13 protein-coding genes and 1 pseudogene are annotated in these 13,082 nt (G+C 72.2%); 3 read left to right on the top strand and 11 right to left on the bottom strand.

Annotated elements, in window-relative coordinates:
- The first annotated feature begins 39 nt into the window (after nucleotides 1-39).
- On the top strand, nucleotides 40-1,101 hold the full coding sequence (locus MFF04_RS05405; RefSeq protein WP_238274425.1) for an SDR family oxidoreductase: 1,062 nt from the start codon (nucleotides 40-42) through the stop codon (nucleotides 1,099-1,101).
- A gap of 26 nt (nucleotides 1,102-1,127) precedes the next feature.
- Here MFF04_RS05405 and eno read toward each other — a convergent pair whose 3' ends face one another.
- Nucleotides 1,128-2,417 (bottom strand): phosphopyruvate hydratase, encoded by a 1,290-nt coding sequence (eno, locus tag MFF04_RS05400; protein ID WP_238274424.1) that lies wholly within the window; start codon nucleotides 2,415-2,417, stop codon nucleotides 1,128-1,130.
- 114 nt (nucleotides 2,418-2,531) lie between these two features.
- Between eno and queF the strand changes: the two genes are divergently transcribed.
- On the top strand, nucleotides 2,532-2,996 hold the full coding sequence (queF, locus tag MFF04_RS05395; protein WP_238274423.1) for a preQ(1) synthase: 465 nt from the start codon (nucleotides 2,532-2,534) through the stop codon (nucleotides 2,994-2,996).
- A gap of 6 nt (nucleotides 2,997-3,002) precedes the next feature.
- Here queF and MFF04_RS05390 read toward each other — a convergent pair whose 3' ends face one another.
- The 6 genes from MFF04_RS05390 to MFF04_RS05365 form a co-directional block, all read right to left on the bottom strand.
- Nucleotides 3,003-3,521, bottom strand: coding sequence for a hypothetical protein (locus MFF04_RS05390; protein WP_238274422.1), 519 nt, complete (start codon nucleotides 3,519-3,521; stop codon nucleotides 3,003-3,005).
- 130 nt (nucleotides 3,522-3,651) lie between these two features.
- Nucleotides 3,652-3,960, bottom strand: a complete 309-nt coding sequence (locus MFF04_RS05385; protein ID WP_238274421.1) for a hypothetical protein — start codon at nucleotides 3,958-3,960, stop codon at nucleotides 3,652-3,654.
- Nucleotides 3,961-4,427: 467 nt separating this feature from the next.
- Nucleotides 4,428-5,291, bottom strand: coding sequence for a 3-deoxy-8-phosphooctulonate synthase (gene kdsA, locus MFF04_RS05380; RefSeq protein WP_238274420.1), 864 nt, complete (start codon nucleotides 5,289-5,291; stop codon nucleotides 4,428-4,430).
- A 9-nt stretch (nucleotides 5,292-5,300) separates the two neighbouring features.
- Complete coding sequence (locus MFF04_RS05375) at nucleotides 5,301-5,819, bottom strand: hypothetical protein (protein WP_238274419.1); 519 nt, start codon at nucleotides 5,817-5,819, stop codon at nucleotides 5,301-5,303.
- A 40-nt stretch (nucleotides 5,820-5,859) separates the two neighbouring features.
- Nucleotides 5,860-6,264, bottom strand: coding sequence for a hypothetical protein (locus MFF04_RS05370; RefSeq protein WP_238274418.1), 405 nt, complete (start codon nucleotides 6,262-6,264; stop codon nucleotides 5,860-5,862).
- 117 nt (nucleotides 6,265-6,381) lie between these two features.
- Nucleotides 6,382-7,929: a Do family serine endopeptidase gene (locus MFF04_RS05365; protein ID WP_238274417.1), complete on the bottom strand. Its 1,548-nt coding sequence runs from the start codon at nucleotides 7,927-7,929 to the stop codon at nucleotides 6,382-6,384.
- A 207-nt stretch (nucleotides 7,930-8,136) separates the two neighbouring features.
- Here MFF04_RS05365 and sugE point away from each other — a divergent pair, with 207 nt between their 5' ends.
- Complete coding sequence (gene sugE, locus MFF04_RS05360; RefSeq protein ID WP_238274416.1) at nucleotides 8,137-8,469, top strand: quaternary ammonium compound efflux SMR transporter SugE; 333 nt, start codon at nucleotides 8,137-8,139, stop codon at nucleotides 8,467-8,469.
- Here the strand turns inward: sugE and MFF04_RS05355 are convergent.
- The 4 genes and pseudogenes from MFF04_RS05355 to MFF04_RS05340 all read right to left on the bottom strand — a co-directional run.
- Nucleotides 8,466-9,182: a DUF2459 domain-containing protein gene (locus tag MFF04_RS05355; RefSeq protein WP_238274415.1), complete on the bottom strand. Its 717-nt coding sequence runs from the start codon at nucleotides 9,180-9,182 to the stop codon at nucleotides 8,466-8,468. The genes sugE and MFF04_RS05355 overlap by 4 nt on opposite strands.
- A complete protein-coding gene (locus MFF04_RS05350) occupies nucleotides 9,179-11,902 on the bottom strand; it encodes a valine--tRNA ligase (protein WP_238274414.1) in 2,724 nt (907 codons plus the stop codon). Before MFF04_RS05350 ends, MFF04_RS05355 begins: the two co-directional genes overlap by 4 nt.
- Nucleotides 11,903-12,019: 117 nt before the next feature.
- A complete protein-coding gene (locus MFF04_RS21915; RefSeq protein ID WP_283206348.1) occupies nucleotides 12,020-12,583 on the bottom strand; it encodes a PopZ family protein in 564 nt (187 codons plus the stop codon).
- 113 nt (nucleotides 12,584-12,696) lie between these two features.
- Nucleotides 12,697-13,082, bottom strand: a pseudogene (locus MFF04_RS05340) (TolC family outer membrane protein); the annotation flags it as partial.

The raw sequence follows: 13,082 nt of genomic DNA, 5'->3' as shown, positions 1-13,082 counted from the left end.
CTCCGGGCAAGTGGACCGGGCCAGAGGAGAGAGCGGACCATGGCAGAGACGGCTTTGATCGTCGGCGCGAGCGGGATCGTCGGGAGCGCCACGGCGCGTCGGATGGCGGACGAGGGCTGGCGGGTGCTCGGCCTCGCGCGCCGGCCCCTGCCGCAGCCGGGCGTGACGCCGGTGGCGGCGGACCTTCAGGATCCCGCCTCGCTGCAGGCGGCGCTCGCGGAACACCGACCGGATGTGGTGGTGCTCGCCACGTGGTTGCGCCAACCGACCGAGGCGGAGAACATCCGCGTCAACGCCGGCATGGTGCGCAATCTCCTCGATGCGCTGTGTTCCGCGGGGTCCGTGCGCCACGTCGCCCTCGTGACGGGGCTGAAGCACTATCTCGGCCCCTTCGAGGCCTACAGCGCAGGCCACCCGCCAGAGACGCCGCTGCGCGAGGACCAGCCCCGGCTCGACCTGCCCAACTTCTATTACGACCAGGAGGACGCGGTCTTCGCCGCGGCCGCGCGCGACGGCTTCACCTGGAGCGTCCACCGGCCGCACACGATCATCGGCCGGGCGGTCGGCAACGCCATGAACATCGGTGGCACCCTTGCCGTCTACGCCACGCTCTGCCGGGAGACGGGCCGGCCGTTCCGATTTCCCGGCTCCCAGATGCAGTGGGACGGCCTCAGCGACCTCACCGACGCGCGATTGCTCGCGAGCCACATCCTCTGGGCCGCGACGACGCCAGCGGCGGTCAACCAAGCCTTCAACGTGGTCAACGGCGACGTGGTGCGCTGGCGCGGACTCTGGGGGCGGCTCGCCGAGTGGTTCGATCTCGCCCCGGCGGAGTTCGACGGGGAGACCCGTCCCCTCGAACCGCAATTGGCCGATGCCGGACCGGTCTGGCGGGAGATCGCCGCCCGCGACGGGCTCGCCGAGCCCGACATCGGCCGGCTGGCCTCCGCCTGGCACACGGACCTCGACCTCGGTCGGCCGATCGAGGTGGTCACCGACATGTCGAGGAGCCGCCGGCTCGGCTTCACCGGATACCAACCGACCGAGGACGCCTTCCGCGACCTGTTCGAGGCGATGCGGCGGGACCGGCTGATCCCGTGAGCGGGCGAGGCGGCCGAGGCCCCCCCTCAGCGGCCCGCGAGCTGGCGGATCGCGCCGCGGCCGGCGTAGCGACCCTGCGGGCCAAGCCCCTCCTCGATACGGATGAGCTGGTTGTACTTCGCCAGTCTGTCGGAGCGGGCGAGCGAGCCGGTCTTGATCTGCCCGCAGTTGGTGGCCACCGCAAGGTCGGCGATGGTCGAGTCCTCGGTCTCGCCGGAGCGGTGGGACATCACCGCCGTGTAGCCCGCCCGCTGCGCCATATCGACGGCGGCGAGCGTCTCGGTGAGCGAGCCGATCTGGTTGACCTTCACGAGGATCGAGTTCGCCGTGCCCTCGCCGATACCCCGCGACAGGCGCTCGACGTTGGTCACGAACAGGTCGTCGCCGACGAGCTGGCAGCGGTCGCCGATGCGGTCGGTCAGCAGCTTCCAACCGGCCCAGTCGTCCTCGGACATGCCGTCCTCGATCGAGAGGATCGGATAGTCGGCGACCAGCTTGGCGAGGTAGTCCACCTGCTCCTCGATGGAGCGGGTCTTGCCCTCGCCCTCGTAGGCGTAGGCGCCGTTCTTGAAGAACTCGGTGGCGGCGCAGTCCAGCGCCAGCACCACGTCCGTGCCGGGCTTGAAGCCGGCGGCCCGAACCGATTCCATCACGAAATCGAGGGCCGCCTCCGCCGAGGGCAGGTTCGGGGCGAAGCCGCCCTCGTCGCCGACATTGGTGTTGTGGCCAGCCTTCTTCAGGGCGCCCTTGAGGGTGTGAAAGATCTCGGCGCCCATGCGCACCGCCTCGGTGAGCGAGCCGGCGCCGACGGGCATCACCATGAACTCCTGGAAGTCGATCGGGTTGTCCGCATGCGCGCCGCCGTTGACGATGTTCATCATCGGCACGGGCAGCACCCGGCCCTGGACGCCGCCGACGTAGCGGTAGAGGGGCAGGCCGGAAGCCTCCGCCGCGGCCTTGGCCACCGCGAGCGAGACTCCGAGGATGGCGTTGGCGCCGAGGCGGCTCTTGTTGGGCGTGCCGTCCAGCGCGATCATCGCCTCGTCGACGGCGACCTGATCCTCCGCGTCCATGCCGCCGACCGCGTCGAGGATCTCCCGGCTAACCGCCTCGACGGCTTTGCGCACGCCCTTGCCGCCGAAGCGCGCCTTGTCGCCGTCGCGCAGCTCCATCGCCTCGTGGGCGCCGGTCGAGGCGCCGGACGGCACCGCCGCGCGGCCGAAGGAGCCGTCCTCGAGGAGCACGTCGACCTCGACGGTCGGGTTGCCGCGGCTGTCGAGGATCTCGCGGGCGGCGATGTTGGTGATCGCGGTCATGAAGCATCCTCCGGGAACGGCGCGCGCGGGGCTTATCCGCCAAGGCCGGCCCTTGGGCAAGGTGCCGCGGGCGGCCGCGTGTCTTGGCGCGGGCCTCGGCGTATAGAGCCGCCCATGAGCATTGAGACCACCGACCCCACCCTCCAGCTCGGGCAGCCGACCGCCCTGCCCTCCCGGCCCGAGGAGGCCCGGCTCGACCGGGTGCCGAACCCGCACGCCGACACGGACTATCTCGCCCGGTTCACGGTGCCGGAGTTCACCTCGCTCTGCCCGGTGACGGGCCAGCCCGATTTCGCGACGCTGATGATCGACTACGTGCCCGACGCCTGGCTCGTGGAGTCGAAGTCGCTCAAGCTCTATCTCGGCGCCTTCCGCAACCACGGTGCCTTCCACGAGGACTGCACCGTGGCGATCGGCAAGCGGCTCTGCGCGCTGCTGAGCCCCCGCTGGCTGCGGATCGGCGGCTACTGGTATCCACGCGGCGGCATCCCGATCGACGTGTTCTGGCAGACCGGCCCGGCGCCGCAGGCGGTCTGGGTGCCGGACCAGGGCGTGCCGCCCTATCGCGGCCGGGGCTGAGACCGCTCAGACCGTCTCGGCGAGCAGACGCATGGTGCGGGCGATGAGGCGCTCCTGGGCCGGGATCGGGCCGCCATGCACCACGGCGACCGCCTCCAGCATGCCCTCGAGCTCGTCGCGCTCGCCCGCATCGAGCTTCTCCCGCAGGAGCGGGATCAGGTGGCTCACCGCCTCGTTGGGGTCGCGCACCTGCGCGGCGGTATGGCGGATCGCGATGAGGCGCGTGCCGAGATCGTCGCCGGGCTCCAGGATCCGGCGCATCTGCGCCTCGACCGCCGCGTCCTGGTCCGGGGTCGGCGTCCCGCGGGCCAGCGCCACGAGCTGCATCAGCACGCCGGCCGCCTCCGCCGGGTGCCGAATCGCCTTCAGGGGCGCCGCCCGGCTACTCGCCTGATTCTCGAGGCGCTTCCGGGTATTGCGGCGGTCGCGCAGGGACTGGTCGATGTATTCGAGGCCGTTCCCGTACATCAGCCAGTAGATCAGGCCGGTCATGATACCGCCGACGATGATCCCGATGATCGGCATGAGGCTCGCGTCTCCGTGATCGGCGGCACCTCATGCAAAAAGGCGCCCGGCGAGGCAACCTCGCAGGCACATGAAAAAGGGGCGGCCGGATCGCTCCGGCCGCCCCTCGGGAAGAACGGTGGTCGAGGGCTCAGTAGCCGTAGCCGTACCCGTAGCCAGCGCCGTAGCCCGGCGCGTAGCCGTAACCGTAGGTCGGGGCGTAGCCGTCGCGGTAGTAGGCGTCGCGAGCGGCACCGGCCGCGATCGCGCCGGCAGCAAGGCCCGCGATGCCGAGGCCGACGGCGGCGCCCGTGTTGATGCCGCGGCGGCCGCCGCGATAGGCGTAGCCGCCGTGGTAGTGGCCATGGCCATAGTAGCCGCGCGGACGAGCGTCGGCGGCGGTGCTGACCAGGGTGCCGAGGGTGAGAGCGGCGGCGGAGATCGCGACGAGCTTGCGCATGCGCAGTCCTTTCCGGAAGTTGCGTTCGGTTGCCGGGTCAACGTACGCGGCCCAGCCTGGTTCCGGCGGTGCGCCGGCGCGCATCGCGGCTCGGCCTCCGCAAGGAGGCCCGGAACGTACGAAGGCCCGCCGACCGGACGGTCGACGGGCCTCGTCGCAGGGTCCACGCTCGTCGGCGCGAAGGGAGCTTCCCGCCCCACGGCCCGTGCCGCAGGGGAACTCGACCTTCTCGGCCTAACGGCGAGCCACTATCCCTGCCGGTGAGTGTCGGGCGGCGTGTCCCCGCCGTCTTCGGCGGCACGCATTGAACGGGAGACGATGCCGTGATGCGTCATGGCCAACCTCCTCTCTTCTGCCGAGGCGCCGGTCGTTTGCCGGCGTCGGGAAGGTCAGGCTAGGTCCGTTCGAGGCCGGCTGGCAAGAGGTTTTCGAGAGGTTTCTCGAAGCGGCGCGGGCGGCCCGCCGGCTCAGTCAACGAACCCCTTCGCGAGGCGGTCGAAGCCGGCGAGCCGCGCCAGCAGCGCCGGCATCTCGGCGAGCGGCACCATGTTGGGCCCGTCCGAGGGCGCCCTGTCGGGGTCGGGATGGGTCTCGATGAACAGCCCCGCGGCGCCGACCGCCACGGCCGCCCGCGCCAGGACGGGCACGAACTCCCGCTGCCCGCCCGACGAGCCCCCCTGCCCGCCCGGCTGCTGCACGGAATGGGTCGCGTCGAACACCACCGGCAGCCCATGCGTGACCTCCGCCATGATCGGCAGGGCGCGCATGTCGGTGACGAGGGTGTTGTAGCCGAAGGAGGCGCCGCGCTCCGTCACCAGCACGTTCGGATTGCCGGCGCCGGTCACCTTGGCGGCGACGTGGGCCATGTCCCAGGGCGCCAGGAACTGGCCCTTCTTGATGTTGACGACCCGGCCGGTAGCGGCGGCGGCGAGCAGCAGGTCCGTCTGCCGGCAGAGGAAGGCCGGAATCTGGAGGATGTCGCAGACCTCCGCGACGGGGGCGCACTGGCTGGCCTCGTGGATGTCGGTGACGACGGGCAGGCCGAGTCTCTCGCGGATCTCGGCGAAGATCGGCAGGGCGCCGGCCAAGCCGATGCCGCGGGCGGCGCCGCCCGAGGTGCGGTTCGCCTTGTCGAAGGAGGCCTTGAAGACGAGGCCCATGCCGAGGGCCTGCGTCATCTCCTTGAGGGCGGAGGCGATCTCCAGGGCGTGCGCCCGGCCCTCGAGCTGGCAGGGGCCGGCGATCAACGACAGGGGCAGGTGGTTGCCGAAGGCGACGTCGCGCACGCGCACGACGGGGCCGGGGGTCGGAGCGGGGGTCGGGTTCGCCATGGGGCGGGTCTAGCCCGGCGGGGGCGCGGGCGGAAGGGCGGCCCCTCGGCGGGGAAGCGCGGCGAGGACGCAGACGCTGAGATCACCGGCGAGTCCGTCCTGCCGGGGACCGGTCTCGCAGCGCATCCGCAGCCGCCCGATCCGCCCCTCGCGGGGGGCGCCGGAGAGGAGCGACGCCTGGTGGAGGTTCAGCGCCAGGATCTCGGCGGCTCCGGCCTCCGCACCCGCCAGCCCCGAGGCGGCGAGACCGGCGAGGACGAAGAAGCCCGGCCGCGGCTCCCGGTCGAGGGAGCCGAGCACGATCCGGGGCGGAGTACGGCAGTCGAGGCTCATGCGGTCCGCGTCCGCGGCGCGGAACACGGCGAGCGACCCCGTCCGGCCGGCGAGGGAGGCGCCGGTGGCGCGGATCAGGCGGACGGCGAGGGCGTCGCAGCCCGGAGCTCGATCCCGGTCCGCCGCGACGGCGCCGGAGGAGGCGCTCCCGAGGAGAAGGGCGAGGAGAGCGGTGCGAAGGAGCCGGTCGCGCATGGTCCGATGCTTCTAGCCCGGACGCGGCGGCCGCGGAAACTCAGCGGCCTCCGCAGGGCGCGGCGCGGACGCGGAGCACGCGGGGCAGGTTCAGGGCGTGCGCGCCGGAGGTGTCGGTGACGGTGCCGGTGAGCGCCCCGCTCCCGGCCACGCCCTCGAAGGCGACGGGCCCCGCACCCGTCTCCGCCGTGAAGGCGAGCGTCCCGGCGGCCTCGTCGAAGCGCACGAGGGTCACGGAGGCCGGAGCCGCCCCCTCGTAGAGCACGGCGTTGCCGTTCGGGGAGCGGCGCAGGGTGATGCGGTGCCCCCGCGTCTCGCGGGTCTCGGCCTGCTCGCAGAGATCGGCGTAGATCGTGGTCCCCGACGACCAGGGCCGCGCCTCGCCCGCCGTCGGCAACGCCACGAGGAGGAGGAGCGGCAGGCGGCGGTGCAGGGCAGAGGACATGGGACCTCGGGACGGCGGGTGGCACGGCAGGGCCGCCGGACGACACGCAAGAAACGGGCGAGACGAGAAACGGCTCCCGTCCCGCCCGGACTTGGACTCAGGCCGCGGGCTTCGGGCTCAGCCCGCGTTCTTGCCGAGCGCCACCGCCACGAAGCGGGTGCCCCCCTTGGCGCTCTTGACGCGCATCAGCACCGCCTTGCGCCCGCTCGTCTCCGCCGAGCGGACGCGCTCGGCGACGTCGGAGGGCTTCGAGACGCTGGAGCCGCCGACATCGAGGATGACGTCGCCCCGCGCGATGCCCTTGGCCGCCGCCGGCCCGTCCGGGTCGACATCGACCACCGCGACGCCCTCGTCGCTCAGGCCCACCTCGGAGGCCGGCGCGAGGCCGAGGCCGAGGCGCGTCTGCCCGCCGCCGAAGCCGGAGGAATCGGAGCCGCGGTCGGCGACGCGGGTGTCGGTCGGCAGGCTGCCGAGCGTCACCGTGGCGGTCTCGGACTTTCCGCCGCGCAGGTAGGCGACCTCGATCTTCGAGCCGGGCTTGAGGCCGGCGATGCGCCGCGACAGCTCGCGGGCGTCGTTGACCGCGGCGCCGTTGACCGACTCGATCACGTCGCCGGACTTGAGTCCCGCCTTCGCGGCCGGCGTTCCGTCCTCGGCGTGGTCGACGAGCGCCCCCTTCGCCTTGGGCAGGCCCAGGCCCTCGGCGATGTCCTTGGTGACGGGCTGGATCTGCACGCCGAGATAGCCCCGGGCGACCTTTCCGTCCGTGCGGAGCTGATCGACCACCGCCTGCACGGTCTCGGCGGGGATCGCGAAGGCGAGGCCGACGCTGCCGCCCGACGGCGAGGCGATGGCGGTGTTCACGCCCACGACCTCGCCGTTGACGTTGAAGGTCGGGCCGCCGGAGTTGCCCTTGTTGATCGGCGCGTCGATCTGCAGGAAGTCGTCGTAGGGGCCTGCCCCGATGTCGCGCCCGCGCGCCGAGACGATGCCCGCCGTCACGGTGCCGCCGAGGCCGAACGGGTTGCCGATCGCCACCACCCAGTCGCCGACCCGCGGCGCGCTCCTGCCGAACTGGACGTAGGGGTAGCTGCCCTCGTCCTTGATCTTCAGGAGGGCGATGTCGGTCTTCGAATCCTTGCCGATCACCTTGGCGTCGAGGGTGCGGCCGTCGTCGAGCGTCACCTGCACGGTGCTGGCGTGGTCGACGACGTGGTTGTTGGTCACGACGTAGCCGTCGCCCGAGATGATGAAGCCGGAGCCCACGGCACCGCGGCCCTCCCGGCGCTGGGGGGCGCCGTTGCCGAAGCTCTGCGGGCCGCCCTCGCCGAAGCGGCGGAAGAACTCGCGCAGCTGCGGGGGCACGTTCTGGAGGTTCTGCCCCCGGCCGGGGCCGTCCTCGTCGTCGCCGGCCGAATCGTCGAGCTTCACCTTCACCGAGACGACGCCGGGCTTCACCTTGTCGACGATGTTGGCAAACGAGCCCGGCGGATGCTCGGGGGCCTCGATCGGGGTCTTGGGCAGGGCCTGGGCGAGGGCTGGCGTCGAGGGCTGGACGAAGCCCGCCCCCAGCGCCCCGCCGGCGACGAGGGCAGCCGCAGCGACGGAGGCCATCGCCTTGCGGTCGAAGCGGCGGGCGGCGGAACGGGACGGCTCGGTCTGCATGGATGTCTCCGGTGCGTTGGGCTGACGGTCTGCGGGCACCCCGGAAAGGCGTGCCGCGGAGGATGCCTTCCTAGGGTCCGGGGCCTCACGCGCCGGTGGCGGCGAGGTTACGGTTTCGTCAGGTGCGCGGGTGGCGGGCGCCGGCGGAGCGCCTATCTCGGCCGTATCGCGCGCCTGCGGCGCGGCATCATCGCGGAGCGGAAGAGCATGGCGGCAGCGGCCGGCTGGGCCTGGGGCATCCTGTTCGTGGCCGGACTGTTCGAGGTCGGCTGGGCGATCGGGCTCAAATACGCCGACGGCTTCACCAAGGTGATCCCATCCGCGCTGACGCTCGCGAGCATGGTGCTGAGCGTGGTGCTGCTCTCGATCGCCGTGCGCACCCTGCCGCTCGGCACCGCCTACGCGGTCTGGACGGGCATCGGCACCATCGGCACGGCGGCGCTGGGGCTCTACCTGTTCGACGAGCCGGCGACGGCGGCGCGGCTCGCCTGCATCGGGCTCATCGTCTGCGGCATCGTCGGCCTGAAGCTCGCGAGCTAGCCGCCCCCGCTCGGCGGCAGCGGATGCAGCCCCGAGCGCCACGCGAGGTCACGGATCAGCCCCGCGGGATGGCTCGCGGGGATCGGCGCGACCGGCACCCCGGCGGCGTTGAGAAGCCGCGCCGCCCAATGGTTGCAGAGGTTGCGGTACGAGAAGCGGCCGGCGCCCGCGTAGAACAGGCTCGGCCCGTAGAGGCCCGGCCCCTCCGCTACCGGCTGGCCGTCCGCGAGGCGGAAAGCGCGCTCGAGCCGCGCCAGGAGGCGGGCGAGCCCCGCCTTCGAGACCGGCACCGGCACGATCTCGGCAGCGGGGAAGGCCCCCCGCACGTCCTCCGGCAATCCGACCACCTGCACGACGCCCTCGCGCCCGCCCGGCGTGAACAGGGCGGCAAGCGCCAGACCCCAGTCGACCTCGCGGAGCGTCGGCGTCGCCCGGTAGAACCGGGCCTCGCCCCAGCCGAACTCCAGCCGTTCGTAGGCGCGAAAGCGGACCGCGACGCTGCGGAGCGCCGCGCCCGCCCCCTCGCCTTCCAGGGCCGCCCGCGGCAGCACGAGGCCGGAGTGCCAGCCGTGGCTGACGAGGTGGATCGTCACCGCCTCGGCCGGCGGCGCCGGGAACAGGCCGGGGTCCCGCGGCAGCGCCGTCGTGACCACGGCCAGCACGAGGATCACGAGAAGGGCCGCCGCGATGCCGGCGAGCCGCCGCAGCCTCACGCCGCGTCGCTCAGGCGTCCCAGCGCCTCGCGCAGCTTGACGAGGCGGGCGGCCTCGGCCTCGCGGCGCTCGCGCTGCTCGTCCACCACCTCCTCCGGGGCGCGGGCGACGAAGTCAGCGTTGCCGAGCTTGGCGTCGAGCTTGCCGATCTCGCCCTCGGCCTTGGCGGCCTCCTTCTTCAGGCGCGCGACTTCCGCCGCGAGGTCGACGATGCCCTCAAGCGGCAGCGCCGCGACGCTGCCGCGCACGAGGAGCTGCACGGCGTTCCTCGGCGCGGCCTCCGCGAAGCCGATCTCGGAGAGCCGGGCGAGGCGGATCAGCGTGTCCCGCCAGGTCTCGATCCGCGCCTTCACCGCCGCGTCGGCGCCGACGAGGACCAGCGGAATCTGGGCGCCGGCCGGCACGTTCGTCTCGGAGCGGGCCGAGCGCACCTCGGAGACGAGGTCGACCACGAAGCCGATCTCGGCCTCCGCCTCCGCATCCGTGAGCCCTTCGAGGCGCGGCCAGGGGGCGAGCGCCAGGAGTCCGCGCTCGGGGCCAAGGTCGGCGCCCTTGATCGCCCAGAGCTCCTCGGTGAGGAAGGGCATGAACGGGTGCAGGAGCTTGGCGATCTGGTCGATCATCCAGGCGACGGTTCCTTGCGTCTCCGCCCGCGCCTGCGGGCTCGCCCCCTCCCCCTGGAGCACAGGCTTGGCGAGCTCGAGATACCAGTCGCAGAACACGTTCCAGACGAAGCGGTAGGCGGCCGCCGCCGCGTCGTTGAAGCGGTAGGCGGCGAGCGCCGCCTCGACCTCGGCCACCGCGCGGGCCGCCTCCCCCACCGCCCAGCGGTTGAGGACCTCGCGCGCGGCTTCCGGACGGTAGCTTGGGTCGAGCCGGCAGCCGTTCAGCTCGGCGAAGCGGGCGGCGTTCCAGAGCTTCGTCGCGAAGTTGCGGGAACCCTCGACCCGGTTGACCGCGAGCTTGATGTCGCGCCCCTGCGCGGCCATCGCGCAGAGGGTGAAGCGCAGCGCATCGGCCCCGTACTGCTCGATCAGCCCGAGGGGGTCGACGACGTTGCCCTTCGACTTCGACATCTTCGCCCCCTTCTCGTCGCGCACGAGGGTGTGGAGGTAGACGGTGTCGAAGGGGACGCGGCCGGTGACGTGCAGGCCCATCATCATCATGCGGGCAACCCAGAAGAACAGGATGTCCTTGCCGGTCACCAGCGTGTTCGTCGGGTAGAAGCGCGCCAGCTCCGGCGTCTCCTCCGGCCAGCCCAGCGTCGAGAACGGCCACAGCGCCGAGGAGAACCAGGTGTCGAGGACGTCCGCGTCGCGGGTGAGCGTCACGGCGCGGCCGTGCTTGCCTTCCGCCTGCGCCAGCGCCCCGGCCTCGTCGGCGGCGACGTAAGGCGTGCCCTCCCCGTCGTACCAGACCGGGATCTGGTGGCCCCACCAGAGCTGGCGGGAGATGCACCAGGGCTCGATGTTCTCCAGCCACTGGAAGAAGATCTTTTCCTGGTTCTCCGGCAGGAACTTCGTCTCGCCGGCGCGAACGGCCGCGAGCGCGCGGTCGGCCAGCGGCTTGACGTTCACGTACCACTGCTCGGTGAGGTAGGGCTCGATGACGACGCCCGAGCGGTCGCCGTGGGGCACGGCGTGGGTGTTCGGCTCGACCAGCCGCAGGCGGCCGCGCGCCTCCATCAGGGCGACGACCCGCTTGCGCGCCTCGAAGCGGTCGAGGCCGTGCAGCGCCAGCGCCTCGGGCTCCGGGTCAGCGCCGGCCAGGAACTCGGCGTTGCCCTCGATCAGGATGCGCGCCTCGGCATCGAGGACGTTGATGGCGGACAAACCGTTGCGCCGCCCGACCTCGAAGTCGTTGAAGTCGTGGGCCGGGGTGATCTTGACGGCGCCCGTGCCCTTCTCCGGGTCCGAATAGGTGTCGGCGACGATCGGGATCAGCCGGCCGACCAGCGGCAGGCGCACGCGCTTGCCAACGAGATGCGTGTAGCGCTCGTCCTCCGGGTGGACCGCGACGCCGGTGTCGCCGAGCATGGTCTCGGGGCGCGTTGTGGCGACGGTGATCGTCTCGCCGGTCTCGGCGCCGGCCTCGTCCACGACCGGGTAGTCGAAGTGCCAGAGATGGCCCTTCACCTCGACCTGCTGGACCTCGAGGTCCGAGATCGCGGTCTGGAACTTGGGGTCCCAGTTCACGAGGCGCTTGTCCCGGTAGATCAAGCCCTGCGCGTGCAGGTCCACGAACACCTTCACCACGGCGGCCGAGAGGCCCTCGTCCATGGTGAAGCGCTCCCGCGACCAGTCGCAGGAGGCGCCCAGCCGCTTCAGCTGGTGGACGATCGCGCCGCCCGACTCCGCCTTCCAGGCCCAGACCCGCTCGACGAAGGCCTCCCGGCCCATCGCCCTTCGGTCGGGCTGCTGGCGCTCCATGAGCTGGCGCTCCACCACCATCTGCGTGGCGATGCCGGCGTGGTCCGTGCCCGGCTGCCAGAGCACGTCGCGCCCGCGCATCCTCTCGAAGCGGGCGAGCACGTCCTGGAGCGTGTTGTTGAGGGCGTGGCCCATGTGCAGCGTGCCCGTCACGTTCGGCGGCGGGATCATGATGCAGAAGGGCTCGGCGCCGGCCCGCTCGGGGCGGCCGGCGCGGAAGGCGCCCGCGCTCTCCCAGGCCGGCCCGACGCGGGCCTCGACGGAGGCGGGATCGAAGGTCTTGTCCATCATGGGCTTATGCGGGGCTCGGGCGCGTCCTGCGGGGATGGCGCCCGCTTTCAACCCGTCGCGCCCGCGCGTCAACACGCGCGCGACGCCACCCTGCCCCCGGAACGGTCCTGCCGGGCCTCAGCGGCCGCGGGAGACCCGCTCGATCTCAGCGCGGACCATGCGCTCGACCATCACCGGCAGGTTGTCGTCGAGCCACGCCTTGAGCATCGGGCGCAGCATGTCCTTGACGAGATCCTCCAGGGTGCGGGCGTTCTGGCTCAGCACCGTGTGGGCGAGCATGTTGAAGGCCTGGTTCACGCTGGCGTCGGTCGCCTCCGAGGTGAGCCGGGGGGCGGGCTCTTCCTCGATCATCGGCTCGGGACGCACCGCCCTGGGGGCAGGCTGCGGCGGAGGCGGAGGGGGCGGCGGATCGGGCTCGACCTCGAGGCTGTCGAAGTCGATCGCGTCGAAGTCGATCGTCTCCTCGGGCTCGGGCTGCTTGGCCGCGGGCCGCACCGGCTCGGCGACCTCGGCGAGGTCGAGCACGTCGTCGTTCTCGGGGAGCGGCGGCGCGGCGCGCGGGGGCGCCTCCTCGGGCTTGGCCGCCTGATCGTCCGCGATGATGCGCCGGATGGAGGCGAGGATCTCCTCCATCGAGGGCTCGCCGCCCTTGTCCAGAGGCTTGGGACTCGCTGCACTCATCTTCGACGGCGCTCGGGACGGGAAGGAACGTTAAGAGAATCACTATCCCACGCCCGAGACGCCGGACCTAGCGCGCGGGAGACACGTCCAAGGGGAAAATCACCGGTTTCGCCTCAGCGGCCGTCCGGCGTGCGCAGCCCGTACCAGAGGTCCTTGACCTGGTCGTAATGCGTCTTCGGGCTGTAGGCCGCGACCGGCAGGGCCGTGTAGCGGGCGGTGAGCCGGCCGACGGACTGCACGACGCCGTAGGAGAAGATCACCCGGTCCCGCTGGGCGGTGATCAGCGCCACGCGGGCGTTCAGGAGCTCCTGCTGCGCGTTCAGCACGTCGAGCGTCGTGCGCTGGCCGACGCGGGCCTCCTCGCGCACGCCGTTCAGCGCCACCTCGTTGGCCTGCACCTGCGCCTGCGAGGCGATCACCCGCGCCTTCGCCGATTCCAGCTGCCCCCAGGCCGAGACGATCGCCGCCCGGATCTGGTCTCGGCTCTGCTCCACCTGGA

Source organism: Methylobacterium jeotgali, from assembly GCF_022179345.1.
GTDB classification, from domain to species: domain Bacteria; phylum Pseudomonadota; class Alphaproteobacteria; order Rhizobiales; family Beijerinckiaceae; genus Methylobacterium; species Methylobacterium jeotgali.
This window is presented reverse-complemented; position numbering and strand designations above follow the sequence as displayed.

Excerpts from the sequence above, each read along its gene's own strand:
- MFF04_RS05405 (WP_238274425.1), top strand. The coding sequence starts at position 40 with ATGGCAGAGACGGCTTTGATCGTCGGCGCGAGCGGGATCGTCGGGAGC.
- eno (WP_238274424.1), bottom strand. The coding sequence starts at position 2,417 with ATGACCGCGATCACCAACATCGCCGCCCGCGAGATCCTCGACAGCCGC.
- queF (WP_238274423.1), top strand. The coding sequence starts at position 2,532 with ATGAGCATTGAGACCACCGACCCCACCCTCCAGCTCGGGCAGCCGACC.
- MFF04_RS05390 (WP_238274422.1), bottom strand. The coding sequence starts at position 3,521 with ATGCCGATCATCGGGATCATCGTCGGCGGTATCATGACCGGCCTGATC.
- MFF04_RS05385 (WP_238274421.1), bottom strand. The coding sequence starts at position 3,960 with ATGCGCAAGCTCGTCGCGATCTCCGCCGCCGCTCTCACCCTCGGCACC.
- kdsA (WP_238274420.1), bottom strand. The coding sequence starts at position 5,291 with ATGGCGAACCCGACCCCCGCTCCGACCCCCGGCCCCGTCGTGCGCGTG.
- MFF04_RS05375 (WP_238274419.1), bottom strand. The coding sequence starts at position 5,819 with ATGCGCGACCGGCTCCTTCGCACCGCTCTCCTCGCCCTTCTCCTCGGG.
- MFF04_RS05370 (WP_238274418.1), bottom strand. The coding sequence starts at position 6,264 with ATGTCCTCTGCCCTGCACCGCCGCCTGCCGCTCCTCCTCCTCGTGGCG.
- MFF04_RS05365 (WP_238274417.1), bottom strand. The coding sequence starts at position 7,929 with ATGCAGACCGAGCCGTCCCGTTCCGCCGCCCGCCGCTTCGACCGCAAG.
- sugE (WP_238274416.1), top strand. The coding sequence starts at position 8,137 with ATGGCGGCAGCGGCCGGCTGGGCCTGGGGCATCCTGTTCGTGGCCGGA.
- MFF04_RS05350 (WP_238274414.1), bottom strand. The coding sequence starts at position 11,902 with ATGATGGACAAGACCTTCGATCCCGCCTCCGTCGAGGCCCGCGTCGGG.
- MFF04_RS21915 (WP_283206348.1), bottom strand. The coding sequence starts at position 12,583 with ATGAGTGCAGCGAGTCCCAAGCCTCTGGACAAGGGCGGCGAGCCCTCG.